Source organism: Microbacterium cremeum (assembly GCF_015277855.1).
In the GTDB taxonomy this organism is placed as follows: Bacteria; Actinomycetota; Actinomycetes; order Actinomycetales; family Microbacteriaceae; genus Microbacterium; species Microbacterium cremeum.
Map to the genome: position 1 here is coordinate 1,913,464 of NZ_CP063812.1, position 16,669 is coordinate 1,930,132.

The 16,669-nt window shown below is 69.6% G+C and carries 14 protein-coding genes and 4 tRNA genes; 9 read left to right on the forward strand and 9 right to left on the reverse strand.

What is annotated here, in order from left to right:
* The first annotated feature begins 60 nt into the window (after positions 1 to 60).
* The gene (dxs, locus tag IM778_RS08635; RefSeq protein ID WP_194411593.1) at positions 61 to 2,019 is read left to right on the forward strand and encodes a 1-deoxy-D-xylulose-5-phosphate synthase; all 1,959 of its coding nucleotides are present in this window, start codon (positions 61 to 63) and stop codon (positions 2,017 to 2,019) included.
* Here the strand turns inward: dxs and IM778_RS08640 are convergent.
* The 6 genes from IM778_RS08640 to IM778_RS08665 form a co-directional block, all read right to left on the reverse strand.
* Positions 2,016 to 2,519 carry a hypothetical protein gene (locus IM778_RS08640; protein WP_194411594.1) on the reverse strand — a complete coding sequence of 168 codons (504 nt, stop codon included), beginning with the start codon at positions 2,517 to 2,519 and terminating at the stop codon, positions 2,016 to 2,018. The two genes, dxs and IM778_RS08640, sit on opposite strands and share 4 nt — an antisense overlap.
* A gap of 41 nt (positions 2,520 to 2,560) precedes the next feature.
* On the reverse strand, positions 2,561 to 3,253 hold the full coding sequence (locus IM778_RS08645; RefSeq protein WP_194411595.1) for a TetR/AcrR family transcriptional regulator: 693 nt from the start codon (positions 3,251 to 3,253) through the stop codon (positions 2,561 to 2,563).
* An 80-nt stretch (positions 3,254 to 3,333) separates the two neighbouring features.
* Positions 3,334 to 5,478, reverse strand: coding sequence for a 3-hydroxyacyl-CoA dehydrogenase NAD-binding domain-containing protein (locus IM778_RS08650; RefSeq protein WP_194411596.1), 2,145 nt, complete (start codon positions 5,476 to 5,478; stop codon positions 3,334 to 3,336).
* Between the two features lie 13 nt (positions 5,479 to 5,491).
* Positions 5,492 to 6,697, reverse strand: coding sequence for a thiolase family protein (locus IM778_RS08655; RefSeq protein ID WP_194411597.1), 1,206 nt, complete (start codon positions 6,695 to 6,697; stop codon positions 5,492 to 5,494).
* Positions 6,698 to 6,769: 72 nt separating this feature from the next.
* A complete protein-coding gene (locus IM778_RS08660; RefSeq protein WP_194411598.1) occupies positions 6,770 to 7,969 on the reverse strand; it encodes a ribonuclease D in 1,200 nt (399 codons plus the stop codon).
* Positions 7,962 to 8,552, reverse strand: coding sequence for a DUF3000 domain-containing protein (locus IM778_RS08665; protein ID WP_194411599.1), 591 nt, complete (start codon positions 8,550 to 8,552; stop codon positions 7,962 to 7,964). Before IM778_RS08665 ends, IM778_RS08660 begins: the two co-directional genes overlap by 8 nt.
* Before the next feature lie 25 nt (positions 8,553 to 8,577).
* Between IM778_RS08665 and IM778_RS08670 the strand changes: the two genes are divergently transcribed.
* The gene (locus IM778_RS08670; RefSeq protein WP_194411600.1) at positions 8,578 to 9,813 is read left to right on the forward strand and encodes an alpha/beta hydrolase family protein; all 1,236 of its coding nucleotides are present in this window, start codon (positions 8,578 to 8,580) and stop codon (positions 9,811 to 9,813) included.
* Between the two features lies 1 nt (position 9,814).
* On the opposite strand, the gene IM778_RS08675 is transcribed toward IM778_RS08670, so the two are convergent.
* Both IM778_RS08675 and IM778_RS08680 read right to left on the reverse strand, forming a co-directional pair.
* The gene (locus tag IM778_RS08675; RefSeq protein WP_194411601.1) at positions 9,815 to 10,252 is read right to left on the reverse strand and encodes a SufE family protein; all 438 of its coding nucleotides are present in this window, start codon (positions 10,250 to 10,252) and stop codon (positions 9,815 to 9,817) included.
* 42 nt (positions 10,253 to 10,294) lie between these two features.
* Positions 10,295 to 11,191: a sulfurtransferase gene (locus IM778_RS08680; protein WP_194411602.1), complete on the reverse strand. Its 897-nt coding sequence runs from the start codon at positions 11,189 to 11,191 to the stop codon at positions 10,295 to 10,297.
* Positions 11,192 to 11,343: 152 nt separating this feature from the next.
* On the opposite strand from IM778_RS08680, the gene zapE reads away from it, so the two are divergent.
* The 3 genes from zapE to IM778_RS08695 all read left to right on the forward strand — a co-directional run bounded on the left by zapE (position 11,344) and on the right by IM778_RS08695 (position 14,376).
* Complete coding sequence (zapE, locus tag IM778_RS08685; protein WP_194411603.1) at positions 11,344 to 12,372, forward strand: cell division protein ZapE; 1,029 nt, start codon at positions 11,344 to 11,346, stop codon at positions 12,370 to 12,372.
* A 188-nt stretch (positions 12,373 to 12,560) separates the two neighbouring features.
* Complete coding sequence (locus IM778_RS08690) at positions 12,561 to 13,784, forward strand: ammonium transporter (RefSeq protein ID WP_194411604.1); 1,224 nt, start codon at positions 12,561 to 12,563, stop codon at positions 13,782 to 13,784.
* A gap of 79 nt (positions 13,785 to 13,863) precedes the next feature.
* The gene (locus tag IM778_RS08695; protein ID WP_420488850.1) at positions 13,864 to 14,376 is read left to right on the forward strand and encodes a type II toxin-antitoxin system PemK/MazF family toxin; all 513 of its coding nucleotides are present in this window, start codon (positions 13,864 to 13,866) and stop codon (positions 14,374 to 14,376) included.
* A gap of 49 nt (positions 14,377 to 14,425) precedes the next feature.
* Here IM778_RS08695 and IM778_RS08700 read toward each other — a convergent pair.
* A tRNA-Val gene (locus IM778_RS08700) sits at positions 14,426 to 14,498 on the reverse strand.
* 155 nt (positions 14,499 to 14,653) lie between these two features.
* Between IM778_RS08700 and IM778_RS08705 the strand changes: the two genes are divergently transcribed.
* The 4 genes from IM778_RS08705 (at position 14,654) to IM778_RS08720 (ending at position 16,659) form a co-directional block, all read left to right on the forward strand.
* Positions 14,654 to 14,726: transfer RNA gene (locus IM778_RS08705), tRNA-Gly, on the forward strand.
* A 54-nt stretch (positions 14,727 to 14,780) separates the two neighbouring features.
* Positions 14,781 to 14,854: transfer RNA gene (locus IM778_RS08710), tRNA-Cys, on the forward strand.
* Between the two features lie 27 nt (positions 14,855 to 14,881).
* Positions 14,882 to 14,956, forward strand: a tRNA-Val gene (locus IM778_RS08715).
* Between the two features lie 275 nt (positions 14,957 to 15,231).
* The gene (locus tag IM778_RS08720; RefSeq protein ID WP_194411605.1) at positions 15,232 to 16,659 is read left to right on the forward strand and encodes a collagen-binding domain-containing protein; all 1,428 of its coding nucleotides are present in this window, start codon (positions 15,232 to 15,234) and stop codon (positions 16,657 to 16,659) included.
* The last annotated feature ends 10 nt before the right edge of the window (positions 16,660 to 16,669 follow it).

The following is a 16,669-nucleotide window of genomic DNA, read 5'->3' on the forward strand; positions in this document are numbered from 1 at the left end:
CCCCTCTCCGTGGCCCGGGTAGACTGGCTAGGCCCTCCCGGGGGCCGGAAAGGAGCGGGGATGTCGCTGCTGTCGTCGATCACCGGACCCCGCGATCTCGACTCCCTCAGCGTCGAACAGCTCGAGGGGCTCGCCGACGAGATCCGCGGATTCCTGGTCGAGAACGTGGCCCGTACCGGTGGTCATCTCGGCCCGAACCTCGGAGTCGTCGAGCTCACGATCGCGCTGCATCGGGTCTTCGACTCGCCGTCCGACCCCTTCATCTTCGACACCGGGCACCAGTCGTACGTGCACAAGCTCCTGACGGGGCGGCAGGACTTCGCGCGGCTGCGGCAGCGAGGCGGCCTGGCCGGCTACCCCCAGCGATCCGAGAGCCCGCACGACGTCGTCGAGTCCTCGCACGCCTCGAGCTCGCTCAGCTGGGCGGACGGCGTCTCGCGCGCGCTCACGCGCACCGGCCGGAAGGACCGGCACGTGGTCGCCGTCGTCGGCGACGGGGCGCTGACCGGCGGCATGACGTGGGAGGCCCTCAACAACATCTCGGACGACAACGACCGCAATCTGATCATCGTCGTCAACGACAACGGGCGTTCCTACGCGCCGACCATCGGCGGCATGGCCCGCTATCTCAATCGCGTGCGCACCGCGGATTCGTACCGCACGCTGCATCGCAGCTCCGACACGCTGTTCCGCAAGCTCGGACCCGCCGCGCGCGCGGTGTATCGCGGCGTCCGCGGCGGCACGCACGGATTCCTGTCGCGCTTCACGAACAACGCGGCCCTGTACTCCAACCTCGACATCAAGTACCTGGGCCCGGTGGACGGGCACGATCTGCCCGTTCTCATCGAGACGCTGGAGCTCGCGAAAGCATATGGCGCCCCGGTGATCGTCCACGCCATCACCGAGAAGGGCCGCGGCTATGCGCCGGCTCTCGAGGACGAGGCCGACCAGTTCCACGCCGTCGGGAAGATCGATCCGGTCACCGGCGAAGCACTCGCGAGCGGCGGCGACACCACCTGGACCGACGTGTTCGCCGACGAGCTCGTCGCGGTGGGCGAGGAGCACGGCGACGTGATCGCGATGACGGCCGCGATGCTGCGCCCGACCGGACTGCTCCCCTTCGCGCAGCGCTTCCCCGATCGGGTGTACGACGTGGGCATCGCCGAGCAGCACGCGGTCGCGTCCGCGGCCGGGCTGGCCTTCGGCGGCCTGCACCCGGTGGTCGCGATCTATGCGACGTTCATGAACCGCGCGTTCGATCAGGTGCTCATGGATGTCGCGCTCCACCGCGCGGGAGTGACCTTCGTGCTGGACCGTGCCGGGGTGACAGGGCCCGACGGCCCGAGCCACCACGGCATCTGGGATCTCGCGATGCTGCAGCTCGTGCCGAACATCCGCATCGCCGTCCCGCGCGACGAACCGCGCCTGCGGGAGGAATTGCGCGAGGCCGTGTCCGTCGACGACGGCCCGACCGTGATCCGCTTCCCGAAGAACGGCGTCAGCGCGGAGCTTCCCGCTCTCGAGCGACTCGACGACGGGGTCGACGTGCTGCTGCGCTCGGACGCGCAGGACGTGCTGCTCGTCGGCATCGGTCCGATGGCGCACATCGCCGTCGATGTGGCCGGCCGCCTGCGTGCCCAGGGGATCGGCGCGACCGTCGTCGACCCGCGGTGGGTCGTGCCGGTGCGGCCGTCGATCGTCGAGCTCGCGGCATCCCACCGTCTCGTCATCACCATCGAGGACGGCATCCGCGTCGGCGGCATCGGCACGCGCGTGCGTCAGGTGCTGCGCGAAGCCGGTGTCGACACGGCCGTCGACGAGCTCGGGCTTCCCGACGAGTTCATCGATCACGCGAGCCGCGAGCAGATCCTCGAAGACGCCGGGCTCACCCCGGCCAAGATCGCTCAGGACGTCGTCGCCCAGGTGCTCGGCACCCGCATCCCGGTCGCGCGGGGAGCGCAGACGACCGAGATCCCGACGCTCCCGGACCTCGCCCGCGCGCGAGACGAGCGACGCTAGAGCGCGTCCTCCGCCGCCGCGTCGCGGTCGATGCGGGCTTTCCGCGTGCGTCCCGCCTCGACGCGTATGGAGTGGCGTACGGTCCACCCCCATCCGAGGGCGACAGCTGCTGCGGAGCACGCTTGGACGATGACGGCGAGCCAGTGGGTCGGATCCCACGGACTCTGCACCGCGAGCTGGTAGACCGTCACGACGAGAGCACCGATCGCCGCACCGAGCAGCGCATAGCAGACGGCGTGCAGGACGAGCGAACGACGACGCCGCAGCATCCGCCCGAGGGCCCACGCAGCTCCGCAGCACAGCAGCGTGACAATGCCTGACACGATCAGCGCCACCGGGACCGCGTACAGGAGCACCACGAAGACGCCCGACCACCACGAGCCCCATATCGGCGACTGCGTCAGGGCCTGCAGGATCCCGAACGCCGCCGCGAAGAGCACATTGAACCAGAGCCACGCGGCGACCATTCCCCGAAGGAACTCGTCGGCGGTGAATGCCATGGGCTCAGCGTCGGTGCGGGGCGACGCCTCGTCGCCGCCGCTCATGCCTTCACCTCCGCGAGGAGCTGCAGCAGCTCGCGGAGCGGTCCCCGCAGTCCGGGCACGCGCGACAGCGGCAGGGCGAGCCGCAGCAGCCGCAGGCCGCGATCGAGCAGCATCCTCGTGCGCCGCTGCCCGGGTGTGCGGTCGTAGACCCAGAACAGGGCGAGCAGCAGGTGGCCGAGCACGAGCGCGTGGGGGAGCAGCGTGCGGAACTCGTCGGGCAGTTGCGCCCCCGACGCACCCTCCACGGCCTCACGGAAGAGTCCTTCGACGATCTCGAGTGCCGGCGCGGACTCCTCGGCGAGCGGATTGATCGGCGATCGCGGCGACATCGCCGCCGACAGGAACTCCGGCGCCGACGCATGGAACGGCGTGAGCTGGTCGAGTCCCGTGGCGTAGACGACGCCGATCCGCTCGATGAGATCCGTGGCTGCCTCGAGCCGGGGCTCTGCCGCGGCTCGATGGCGCTCCTGCACGTCGAGGTAGAGCTCCTGCACCAGGTGGTTCTTCGATGCGAAGTGGTAGTTCGTCGTGCCGACCGAGACGCCGGCCTCCTGGGCGATGAGCCGGATCGTGGTGGCGTCGTACCCGCGCTCCCGGAACGACCGGAGCGCGATGGTGCGCAGCTGCGCGCGGGTGCGCTCGCTCTTCGTGGGAGTGCGGCCGGGAATCGGAGCGTCCGAACTGAACATGTTCAGAGCATAGCCGGATCCTACGACGAAGGGCACGTCCTCCGGGAGGACGTGCCCTTCGCGACGGCGTCGCCGCCTCGCTATGAGCCGATGCCGCGGATCGTCGGGTGGTGGAACGTGTCGCCGAAGACCCGCTCGGACGCGCCCTCGCGGTCGAGGTAGGGCGATGCCCCGCCGTCGATGAAGGGCCAGCCGGCGCCCAGGATGAGGCACAGGTCGATGTCCTGCACCTCGGGGACCACGCCCTCGTCGAGCATGATCTTGATCTCCTGCGCGAGCCCGTCCTGCACGCGGCGGAGGATCTCGTCGGCCGACGCGGGAGTGGAGGCCACGGCGGGCTTCAGCACCTTCTCGGCGGCCTTGGTCCAGCCGGTCACGCGGCCGCCCTTGTCTTTCTCGACGACCTCGGGAAGCTCCGCGAGCGCGTGGAAGTTCTCGTTCGCGTAGAAGCGGTCCGGGAAGGCGCGCACCATCGTGTCCTGCACGTGGGCCGCGACCTTCCAGCCGACCAGGTCGATCAGCTGGAACGGCCCCATCGGCAGGCCCAGCGGCGCGAACGCCTTCTCGACCGCCGCCACCGGCGTGCCCTCGTACACCGCGCGCGCGGCCTCGCCCATGACCTTCGCGAGCAGGCGATTGACCACGAAACCCGGCGCGTCGGCGGTGAGGACCGCGTTCTTGCCGAGGTTCTTCGCCACGACGAACGCCGTCGAGAGCGCGGCATCCGCGGTGCGCGGCGTCTTGACGATCTCGATCAGGGGCATGACGGCCACCGGATTGAAGAAGTGGAAGCCGACGAGCCGCTCGGGGTGGGCGAGCTTCGCGCCGATCTCTTCCACCGACAGCGACGACGTGTTGGTGGCGAGGATCGCGTCCTCCGCGACGATCTGCTCGATCTCGCCGAAGACCTGCTGCTTGACGCCGACCTCTTCGAAGACCGCCTCGATGACGAAGTCGCAGTCCGCGTAGCGGCTCTTGTCGGTCGTACCGGTGACGAGGGCACGCAGCTTGTTGGCGGTGTCGCCGTCGAGGCGTCCCTTCGCCTCGAGCTTCGCGATCTCGTCGTGGATGTACGCGATGCCCTTGTCGACCCGGTCCTGGTCGAGGTCGGTGATGAGCACCGGCACCTGCAGCTTGCGCACGAACAGCAGCGCGAACTGGCTGGCCATGAGGCCGGCGCCGATGATGCCGACCTTGGTGACCTTCTTGGCGAGCTCCTTGTCGGGTGCGCCGACGGGACGCTTCGCGCGCTTCTGCACCAGATCGAACGCGTACATGGATGCCGCGAACTGGTCGCCCGCGACGAGGTCGGCGAGGGCCTCGTCCTCGCGTGCGAAACCCTCGGCCCTGGTGCCGCTCTTCGCCTTCTCGAGCAGTTCGAGCGCGGCGTAGGGCGACTTCGGCACGGTGCCGATCTTCGACTCGAGCATCCCGCGCGCCATCTTGATCGCGACCGGCCACTTGACGGCCCGCTCGATCTTGCCCGGCTCGTTCTTGCGCTCGACCTTGACCTTGCCGGTGAGCACCCCGTCCGCCCACGCGAGCGAGTTCTCGAGGTAGTTCGCGGCGGGGAAGATCGCATCGACGATGCCGTAGTCGAACGCCTGCTGCGGCTTGAGCATCCGGTTCTGCTTGAGCGGGTTCGAGATGACGACCTCGAGCGCGTTCTCGATGCCGATGAGGTTCGGCAGGAGGTAGGCGCCGCCCCAGCCCGGGATGATGCCGAGGAAGACCTCGGGCAGCGCGATCGCCGCGGCCGAGGCATCCACCGTGCGGTACGTGCTGTTGAGCGCGATCTCGAGGCCGCCGCCGAGCGCGAGCCCGTTGACGAAGGCGAACGAGGGCGCACCGAGCTCCGAGAGCTTGCCGAGCACGTGGTGGCCGAGCTGCGCGATGAGGCGGGCGTTGTCTTTCGAGCCGACGCGCGAGATGTCGGACAGGTCGGCGCCGGCGGCCAGGATGTACTGCTTGCCGGTGATGCCGACGGCCTGGATCTCGCCTGCCGAGACCCGCGCGCGGAGTGCGTCGAGGGTCTCGCCGAGCTCGGTGAGCGTCCCGGGCCCGAGCGTGTTGGGCCGCGTGTGGTCACGGCCGTTGTCGAGAGTGATGAGGGCGAGCACCTTGCCCGACGGAAGACGGATGTCGCGCACGCGCGAATGCGTCACCACCTCGTCGTCGGCGAGGCCCTGAATGGGGGAGAAGTCGATGTTCTCGTAGTTCGTCATTCCTGCCGTGCCCTTACTTGCGCTTCTTGCCGTCGTAGTGCGGGTTCTCCCAGATGACCGAGCCGCCCTGACCGAGGCCCACGCACATCGCGGTGAGGCCGTAGCGGACATCGGGGCGCTCGGCGAAGTGGGCCGCCAGCTGGATCATGAGACGCACGCCCGACGCGGCGAGCGGGTGCCCGAACGCGATCGCGCCGCCCCACGGGTTCACCCGCGGGTCGTCGTCGGCGATGCCGAAGTGGTCGAGGAGCGAGATCACCTGGATGGCGAACGCCTCGTTGAGCTCGAACAGGCCGATGTCGTCGATCGAAAGACCGGCCTTCTTGAGGGCCTTCTCGGTCGACGGGATCGGGCCGATGCCCATGATCTCGGGCTGCACGCCGGCGAATGCGAACGAGACGAGTCGCATCTTCGGCTGGAGGCCGAGCTCCTTGACGGCGCCGCCGCCCGCGAGCAGCGACATCGTCGCGCCGTCGGTGAGGGGCGACGAGGTGCCCGCGGTCACGCGCCCGTGCGGGCGGAACGGCGTCTTGAGGTTCGCGAGGTCTTCCATCGTGGTCTGGGGGCGGCGACCCTCGTCCTCGGTGGCCAGGCCCCACGACCCGTCGGCGTCCTTGATCGCGACGGGCACGAGATCGGGCTGGATCCGGCCGGCGTCGTACGCGGCCTGCACCTTCTGCTGGCTCAGCATGCCGTAGCGATCCGAGCGTTCCTTCGTCAGGTGGGGGAATCGGTCGAAGATCCGCTCCGCGGTCACGCCCATGTTCAGCGCGCCGGGGTCGACCATCTTCTCGGCGACGAAACGCGGGTTCGGGTCGGCGTTCCCGCCGATCGGGTGGTGGCCCATGTGCTCGACGCCGCCGGCGAGCGCGATGTCGTACATGCCGACACCGATCGAGCCCGCCATCGTGGTGACGCTCGTCATCGCACCGGCGCACATGCGGTCGATCGCGAAGCCCGGCACCGTCTGAGGGAGGCCCGCGAGGATCGCCACGCTGCGGCCGAGGGTCAGTCCCTGGTCGCCCGTCTGACTCGTCGCCGCGATGGCGACATCGTCGACGCGATCCTTGGGAACACCTGGGTTGCGCTCCATGAGCCCGATCGTCGCCTTGACGGCGAGGTCGTCCGCGCGGGTGTTCCAGTACATGCCCTTTTCGCCGGCGCGCCCGAAGGGCGTACGCATTCCATCGACGAAGAAGACGTCCGAGATCTCGGCCACTCTGCCTCCAAAAGTTGGGATGCCGCCAGCCTAGGAGCGGCGACAGACCGCGGAGAATCGAGTGGGGGAAACCTACGAAGCCGTTTCGGACCCCTGCAAGACCCCTTGCACGGAACCCACAAAGGCATCAGCGATCCCCTGTGCGGTCTGCTCAACCTGCCAGGCTCGCGCTCCAAGGGCCAACAGGGCCTCGCGGACCGATGCCGCGGTCACCGGATCGGGCGGCGACCACGCCACGCGCCGCAGCAGGTCGGGGGTGAGCAGGTTCTCCGTGGGCATGCGCAGCTCTTCGGCGCGGCGCTCCACCACCGGCCGGGCAGCCTTCAGCCGCGCGTCGGCCTCGGGATTGCGATCGGCCCAGGCGCGCGGCGGCGGCAGCGTGTCGCCGCCGCTCGTCCTCTCCAACGGCAGCTGCGTCGCGGCGCGACCGGCCTCGATGGCGGCCCACCACCGGTCCAGCTGGGACCGGCTCGCCCGCCCGGTGAACTCCTTGACCGCGGCCAGGGCGCTCTTGGACTTCGGGTCGGCGAGCACGGCGGCGACGATCGCCCGGTCGGGCACCAGGCGGCCGGGCGCGACATCCTGCTCGCGTGCGAACTCCTCGCGTGCCGTCCACAGCTCGCGCGCGACGGCGAGCGCCTTGCGGCCGCGCACGGTGTGCAGGCCCGACAGCCGCCGCCACGGCTCCTCGCGGGGCGCCTTCGGCTCGCGCTCGAGGACCGCACGGAACTCCTGTGCCGCGAACTCTGTCTTGCCCTGCTCCTCGAGCTCGGCGAAGAGCTTGTCGCGCACGTCGACGAGATGCTCGACGTCGAGCGCGGCGTATTCGAGCCAGGACTGGGGGAGCGGTCTCGTCGACCAGTCCGACGCGGAGTGCGCTTTCGCCAGGGCGATGCCGAGGGTGTCCTCCACGACGGCGCCGAGTCCGACGCGCTCGTGACCGAGCAGGCGCGCGGCGAGTTCGGTGTCGAAGATGCTCGCGGGCTCGAGGCTCAGCTCCCGCAGCGACGGGAGGTCCTGGCTCGCAGCGTGCAGCACCCACTCCTCACGGCCGATCGCCTCCTGGAGCGCGGCGAAGTCGCCGATGGGCGGCGGATCGAACAGGAAGAGCCCGGCGCCGCGCCGGAACACCTGCACGAGGTACGCGCGCTGCGAGTACCGGAAGCCCGAGGCGCGCTCGACGTCCACCGCGACCGGGCCGCTGCCTTCCGCGAGCACGCGCGCAGCATCGACGGCGCCTGCGGCATCCTCGATGACGACGTACTCAGCCACGCGTCGACCTGCGCGAATCCAGCATCGCGATCCCTTCCGAGCCCGGCGGGAGTCCCGCCAGCATGCATACCAACTCTGCCCATGCTTCCACGTGCGGAGCGATCGCGCCCTCCGGGGACCACGACGCCCGCAGCTCGATCTGCGCGCCGTCGCCTTCATCGGCCAGCGTTCCGAAGCCCTTGGAGAGCGTCTTGGTCGCCGTGCCGGAGGCCGAATGGAACCCCGCGTGCCGCGACTGCAGCGCGTCGGTCAGCCACGCCCACGCGACATCTGCGAGCAGGGGATCGGTGCCGATCTCGGGTTCGAGGGGCGCCTGGGCGAAGCACACGATGCGCCACGGGCCGTTCCACGGCGCAGGTTCGTCCGGGTCGTGGAGCAGGACGAGTCGCCCGGTGCCGTACGGCGAGTCCTCGCCCTCCGCTTCGGCCCGCACGTCGCCGGCGATCGCCAGCGCATTCGGCGCGAGCCCTTGTGGTGCTGGAATCTCTCGCACCGCCAGGTCGGCGCGGAACTCCATCGCTCGCACCGCCTCCGCCGCCTGCTCGAACGAAGTCGGTGCTGCTGGAGGACGATGCTCAGCCACGCGGACAGACTAGAGTGAGGCCTCGATGGTCGACTCCAGGCGCGCCGCGATGCGCGGCGCCAACCGCCCCGCAGACACCCGGCCGACGCCTCCTGCTCTCGTCGCCGGAATCCGCGCAGCGGTCACGGTCCTGAGCCTCGCGCTCGCGGCCGTGCTCGGCATGCTCGCCGCCGGGTCGCTGCGCATGGCACGGCGCGTCGTGACGCCCGCGCGCCGTGTGCCCGACACGCGCATCCTCGCGCTGGACACGGCGGCCCAGACGATCACGCTCGAACGGACGCCCGACACAGAGCTGCCCGGCAGGTACGGCCTGTTCACGACGGGGACCTCGGCGTACATCAAGCTCGGGTCCGTGCTCTCGGAAGACGAGACGAGCGTCAAGCGCAAACTTCTCACGCACGTGGGCACCGATGCCCGTCTCTCTCCCGAGGCGGCGTTCTCGGGCTGGTACTACGAGCGGCCGGAAGAGCTCCACCTCGACTTCACCCCCGAACTGATCGGGTCCACCGTCGGACCCTGTCCGGCGTGGCTCTTCCCCGCCGGAGACGGCGAGACGTGGGTGATCCAGGTGCACGGCCGCGGCACCAATCGTGCGGAGTGCCTCCGGGCGGTGCCGGTGTTCCACTCTCTCGGCATCACGTCGCTGGTCGTGTCGTACCGCAACGACGGCGAGGCTCCGCGCAGTCGCACCGGCACCTACACCCTCGGCGCGACCGAGTGGCGCGACGTCGATGCCGCCGTCGGCTTCGCGCGTCGCCGGGGCGCACGGCGCGTCATCGTCATGGGCTGGTCGATGGGTGGCGCGATCGCCCTGCAGCTGGCGCTCAACTCCGCCCACGCCGACGTGGTCGCGGGGCTCGTGCTGGAGTCGCCGGTGATCGACTGGCGGGTCGTGCTGGACTACCAGGCGAGACTGCAGAAGGTGCCCAACGCGGTCAGCGGGCTGGCGATCGGCGCCCTGCAGGCCGAGTGGGCCGCACCGCTCACGCGGTCCGGCGGCGCGATCCGCTTCGACGAGCTCGACGTCGTGGCTCGCGCCGGCGAGCTGCGGCATCCCATACTCATCCTGCACAGCGACGACGACGGATTCGTGCCGTCGGACGCTTCGCACGATCTCGTCCTCGCCCGCCCGGACCTCGTGCAGATGCAGGTGTTCGACGTCGCACGGCACACCAAGCTGTGGAACTACGACCAGGCGCGCTGGAGCGAGACGATCCGCTCCTGGCTCACCGCGCAGGGCCTGGCCGCACCCGAGGCGTGACTCAGGCCGGGGCCTTCTCGCGCACCTGGCGCTGCGCCCGCAGGAGCATGCCCGTCATGCCGGCCAGACGCAGTGGTGACACCGCGCGCGTGAGACCGAGGGTCTGCGGATAGTCCGCCGGCACGGCGAGCACCTCGTCGGCGGCGAGTCCGGTCAGTCCCTGCGCGAGGATGCTCGCGAAGCCGCGCGTCGTGGGGGCCTCGGGCGGTGCGGTGGCGTGCATCGCGACGGTGCCGTCGGCGTCGACATCGAGAACGATGTACACCGGCGACTGGCATTCCAGCACCCGCTCGCAGAGCTCCGGATGCCCGTCGTACTCGGCGGGGATCGGCGGGAGCTCCTGGGAGTACTCCAGCAGCAGCTGCAGTCGCTCGGGCTCGGGCAGCTCCAGGAACTCATCGCGGATCTCGGCGAGACGCGCAGGCAGCACGGCGTTCATCCCCTCCATCGTCCCATGCCGCGGATGCCTCGGGCGTGCCGCTCAGAGGTCTCCCGGTTCCGCGCCCGTCGCGATCGGAACGCGCACGGCGCTGCCCCACTCGGTCCAGGACCCGTCGTAGTTGCGCACGTCGCCGAAGCCCAGGAGGTGCTTGAGCACGAACCACGTGTGGCTCGACCGCTCGCCGATGCGGCAGTACGCCACGATGCTGTCGTCGTCCTGGAGCCCGACCTCGCCGCGGTAGAGGGCGTCGAGTTCGGCTCGCGACTTGAAGCCGCCGTCGTCCGCGACGGCGCGCGCCCACGGAACGCTCCGTGCGGTGGGGATGTGGCCGGCGCGCAACGCCCCCTCCTCGGGGTAGGCGGGTGCGGACGTGCGCGACCCGTCGTACTCCTCGGGAGAGCGGACGTCGATCAGCGGGCCCTTGCCGAGGTGTGCGAGCACGTCCTCCTTGTACGCGCGCAGGACGCTGTCGTCGCGCTCGACGACGGGGTAGTCCGTGGGCTCGCGCGACGTCGTCTCGGTCGTGACGGGGCGTCCTTCGGCGATCCACTTGTCGCGACCGCCGTCGAGCAGGCGCACGTCGGCGTGACCGAAGAGCGAGAAGACCCACAGCGCGTACGCCGCCCACCAGTTGTTCTTGTCGCCGTAGATCACCACGGTGTCGTCGCGCGCGATGCCCTTGCGGCTGAGGAGCGCGGCGAACCCCGCCCCATCGATGTAGTCGCGCACGACGGGATCGTTCAGCTCGGTGTGCCAGTCGACCTTGACCGCTCCGGGGATGTGACCCGTCTCGTAGAGGAGGACGTCCTCGTCGGACTCGACCACCACGAGACCGGGCTCGCCCAGGTGGGAGTGAAGCCACTCGCCCGTCACGAGGCGGCCGGGCTCGGCGTACTCGGCGAACTTGGGGGACGAGGTGTCGTGCTCGACGGTCATGGCTGCTCCTGGACGCGGTAGGTGTCTGACCCGGCTGCCGCGCCCGGGTCGGGGCGCGTTCGGTGACGGTTAGGGTTGAACCGTCGTGTCCGACCCTAGATTCCCGGACGCGCGAGCACAGCCCCGTTGTAAGACTCCGACACAGGATCCCCATGACCCTCCCCGCCGCGCGCACGGGCGTCGTCCACCTGGCCGAGCGGACCCCGCAGCTCACCGGCGCCGAGATGGTCGCCGCGCTGGTTCCGCCGCCGCAGTTCACCGACGCCGCGTTCGACACCTACCGTGCTGACCCGGCGTTCCCGTCGCAGCAGGACGCGAAGGATCTTCTCGGCGTGTTCTCCGGTGCCGCAGGTCCGGTCAAGGGAGGTCTGTTCCGTCGCGCCAAGCGCCCCGATGTGAGGCCCGGCGTCTACCTCGACGGCGGGTTCGGTGTCGGGAAGACCCACCTGCTCGCCGCCGTCTACCATGCGATGCCGGCGCGGCGGAAGTACTTCGGCTCGTTCATCGAGTACACCGCTCTGGTCGGAGCGCTGGGCTACCAGAACACCGTCGAACTGTTCCGCGGCTCCGATCTGCTGTGCATCGACGAGTTCGAGCTCGACGACCCGGGCGACACCATGGTGATGACGCGGCTGCTCGGCGAACTCGTCGCCTCGGGGACGCGGCTGGCCGCGACATCCAACACGCCGCCCAACGCGCTCGGCGAGGGCCGGTTCGCCGCACAGGACTTCCTGCGCGAGATCCACGCGATGGCCTCCAGCTTCCAGACGATCCGCATCGACGGGACGGACTATCGCCACCGTGCCGTCGACGGGCACGCCGCGGTGCTGACGGCGCCCGAGTACGACGCGGCGATCGCGGATGCCGCGTCCCGCGGTGTCGCCTCGGATGACGCGTTCGACGATCTCGTCGCCCACCTCGCCCGGGTGCACCCGTCGCGGTACATCAAACTGATCGATGATCTCTCGGTGGTCGGCATCCGGGATGTCACGCCGTTCACCGACCAGTCGGCCGCGCTGCGCTTCGTGGCGTTCATCGACCGTGTCTACGACGCCGAGCTGCCCATCCGCGCAACCGGCACATCGCTTGACCTCGTCTTCCCCGACGAGATGCTCTCGGGCGGCTATCGCAAGAAGTATCTGCGGGCCATCTCGCGACTGGTCGCATCCACTCTCGCCTGATTCCCGGCGTCGACTCGGCCCCGCGAAACACGATGTTTACGCGGCACGGGTGTGCGTAACGTGCGGGAAACACACCTTGGCGCGCCCCGGAAACCACCGGTCGCGAAACTGGCTTGGCCCGGACAGTCCACGACCCGAGTGCGACGCTGCGGCAGCTTGAGTAACACGACACATGGATGAGGAATCTCATGGATAGCGGAAACTACGCGTGGTCGATCGCAGCAACGGCGCTCGTTCTGTTCATGACGCCCGGCGTCGCCTTCTTCTACGGCGGACTCGTGAAGGCGAAGAGCGTCGTCAGCATGATGATGATGAGCTTCGGCGCGCTCGGCCTGGTGAGCGTGCTGTGGATCCTCTACGGATTCAACATGAGCCTGGGCGGCGGGACGTTCGCCTTCTCGGGCAACCCGTTCTCGGACTTCGGGCTCGCCTCGGCTGACAGCGCGACGCTCGTCGGCGCCACCTTCGGCGCCACCTTCGCGATCATCACGGTCGCGCTGATCTCGGGTGCCATCGCCGACCGCGCCAAGTTCGGATCGTGGATGATCTTCGCCGGCGTGTTCGCCACGCTCGTCTACTTCCCGGTCGCAGCGTGGGTGTGGGGAGACGGCTGGATCTTCAACTGGGGTGAGAGCACCGGACTGCCGGCCGTCATCGACTACGCGGGTGGTACCGCCGTCCACATCAACGCCGGTGCCGCCGCTCTCGCCCTCGCCCTCGTCCTCGGCAAGCGCATCGGCTTCCAGAAGGGCATCCACAAGCCCCACAACGTGCCGCTGACGCTGCTGGGCGCCGCGATCCTGTGGTTCGGCTGGTTCGGGTTCAACGCCGGCGCCGAGGGCACCTTCGGTCTTCTCGGTCCGGAGAACACCAGCGCGGGCACGATCGTCATCAACACGCTCGGCGCGACCGCTGCCGCGATCCTCGCGTGGATGATCGTCGAGAAGGTCAAGGACGGCAAGGCCACGTCGGTCGGAGCCGCCTCGGGTGCTGTCGCCGGTCTCGTCGCGATCACCCCGGCGTGCGCCAACCTGACGCCCGGATGGGCCCTTCTGCTCGGACTCGTCGCCGGTGCCGTGTGCGCCATCGCCGTGGAGCTCAAGTGGAAGCTCGGGTTCGACGACTCGCTCGACGTCGTCGGCATCCACCTCGTCGGTGGTCTCATCGGCACGCTGTACCTGGGCTTCTTCGCCACCGAGACCGGCCTGTTCGTCGGTGGCGACGCCGGCCAGCTCGTGTCGCAGAGCGTCGCCGCGATCGGAGTCCTGGTGTACTCCTTCGTCGTCTCCTTCGTCGTCGGCTTGATCATCGAGAAGACCATGGGCTTCCGGGTCAAGAACGAGGACGAGATCGCCGGCGTCGACTCCGTCGTCCACGGCGAAGAGGGATACCTCCTCGACGAGCGCGTCTGACCGCATCGTCAGACCCCTCAGGGGCGTCGCGGCTTCCCCCCGGCCGCGGCGCCCCTTTACCGTGCCCTATCGTGAACGCGTGACCGAGCCCTCCCGATTTCTCGCGCGACTGGCGCGCCTCTTCCGCCGGCGGATGCCGTCATCCGCCGCGCCGACCCCGCGCAGCGCGATCCGCGGCGACGCCGGCACCGTGGAAGTCCCGCCGCCGTCGCCTGACGCGCTTCGGATCACGTACTCGCCCGATCCCGACGGCAACCCCGATGCGGGCGAGATCGTCTGGACGTGGGTCCCGTACAACGAGAACGACGGTCGCGGGAAGGACCGCCCCGTGCTGGTCATCGCGCGACAGGACGAGCACCGCGTCTACGCGGTCCGGCTCACCAGCAAGGCCCACGAGGGCGACCGCGACTTCCTCGCGATCGGCACGGGGGAGTGGGACTCCCGTCGTCGGCCCTCGTGGGTGGACGTCGAGCAGATCTACAGCGTGCATCGAGACGGCATGCGGCGCGAGGCATCCGCGCTCGATCTGGATCGATTCGTGCGGATCGCCGACGTCCTGCACCGCCGCTACGGCTGGCCCGTCGGGCACTGACGGACCACGAACGAAAAGGCCCGGTCGCTGTGACCGGGCCTTCTATCGGTGGGCGATACCAGACTCGAACTGATGACCTCTTCCGTGTGAAGGAAGCGCGCTACCAACTGCGCCAATCGCCCGTTCCCCGAGGGGGACGAGTAACGATCCTACCGGATGTGGAGGCCTGGCTCGAACCAGCAGAGGTGACACGCGCGGGGCGCGTTCGGTTTTGCATGACGCCGAGGATCGGCTAAAGTCTTTCAAGTGCCCAGGATGCGAATCCGGGGAACGAAATGCGGATGTAGCGCAGTTGGTAGCGCATCACCTTGCCAAGGTGAGGGTCGCGAGTTCGAGTCTCGTCATCCGCTCGAGTGCAGGGATCCCCTCCGGGGGATCGCGGCACGTGGGGTCAAACCACACGCGGTGGCGTGGCCGAGCGGCTAGGCACCGGCCTGCAAAGCCGTTTACACGGGTTCGAATCCCGTCGCCACCTCCACTCCCGGTCCCGACCGGAGTTCGACTCGGGCGATTGGCGCAGCGGTAGCGCGCTTCCCTGACACGGAAGAGGTCACTGGTTCGATCCCAGTATCGCCCACCACCTGAAACCCCCGGCTCGCCGGGGGTTTTCGCTGTCTACGGGGTTCTCGCCGATCGCCCCGCGCGCGCAGGCCGCGAGCCGCTTCCGGTCTGCCGGTCAGGCGAACCTGGGAGTCTCCTGGGTCGCGTCATGTCCCGACCACGCGCGCGTCTTGATAGGTGTTCGCGTTCTGCACCGCCACCCGTTCGGTGCGACGACCGAGCCGACCTCGCTACCCGAGCGATGTCGTCCGCTGTCCCTCGTGACAGCGTGCCTTCTCGACCTGGAGCATCCACATGTCCCCACTCTTCCGCGCGCGCTCGAGGCGTGCCCTCATCGCAGGCGCAGTGACCGTCGGCATCGTCTCGATGGCAGCGGCTCCGGGCGCGTACGCGGCCGGATCCACCGTCAATCCGTTCGCGTCGAGCCGGGGATTCACCGTCGTCGCGAGCGGCGACGTGAGCCTCGGCAACCACGAGCTCGAGGGCTCCGTCGCTGCGGGCGGGACGCTGTCGACGCCGTCTGCCAACTATCCGCTCATCCACCATGTGGCAGGAAGCGCTGACTACACCGTGCCGCTCGTCGATGGCGTGCCCGTGCGAATCCTCGCCGGCCGCCTGGGAGGCGGCACCTTCGACGTCACGAACGCCGGCGCGACGAGCGGCACGCCCGAATGGAACGCGACCGCCAAGCTCGTCGACACCACCGACGTCACGGCGGCGCCCGATGCCGGACAGGTGATGCTGCAGAGTGCGGCCGGTGGTGTCGTGCACCTGCCTCGCATGCCTTACGACGAGGCGGCGCTCGACGCGGTCGCGACGGATCAGGACTCCGTCGCGGCGTACCTCGGCTCCACGGCAGCAGCCGCTTCGTGCCTGACGGCGATGTACGACACCGACAGCGTCAACCACGTCACGGTCGAAGACCAGGGCGGGCTCGTGTTCCCCAGCGGCTTCGCCGACGACCGGCCCAACGTGCTGGACTACGCCGACCTCGTCGGCGAGTGGGGCCCGAAGGTGATCAAGCAGGACCGATTCGACGGCTACGTCCCGACCGCACAGGCTCCGCTGATCATCCGAGTTCCCTCCGGCACCACCGCGATCGGGCCGGTCAACATCGAGGGCTGGAGCGCTCAGCAGGGCGCTCAGCAGACGCTGGCGAGATTCATCATGCTCGACCTGTCGGAGATCGCCGGTCCGGTGACGGTGAGCGGGCTCGAGCTCGGCGCCGTCTTCGCGCCGAACGCGGACGTCACGTTCGACTCGGGAATCTCGCACAACGGTCAGTGGATCACGCGCTCGTTCACCGCACACGGCGGCGGGGAACTGCACCACCACCTCTTCGGCGGCGAGATCCCGTGCACGCAGACGGATCCGGTTGACCCCACCGACCCGACTGACCCGGTGGACCCCACGGACCCGACCGACCCGGTGGACCCGACCGACCCGGTGGACCCGACCGACCCGGTGGACCCCACCGACCCGGTGGACCCCACCGACCCGGTGGACCCGACCGATCCGGTGGACCCCACTGACCCGACCGAGCCGACCGACACCGACTCCCCGGCAGATCCCTCGGCCGGACCCGCCGGCACGGCAGCTCAGACCGGCGCCCTCGCCGTCACGGGCGGAACGGTCAGCGGACTGGCGATCGCCGCCGGCGTCGCGTTGCTCGGGGCGGGCCTCCTGCTCGTCGCGAGGCGTCGACGCGCCGGGGTCCGCTGAGCCCGCCTCG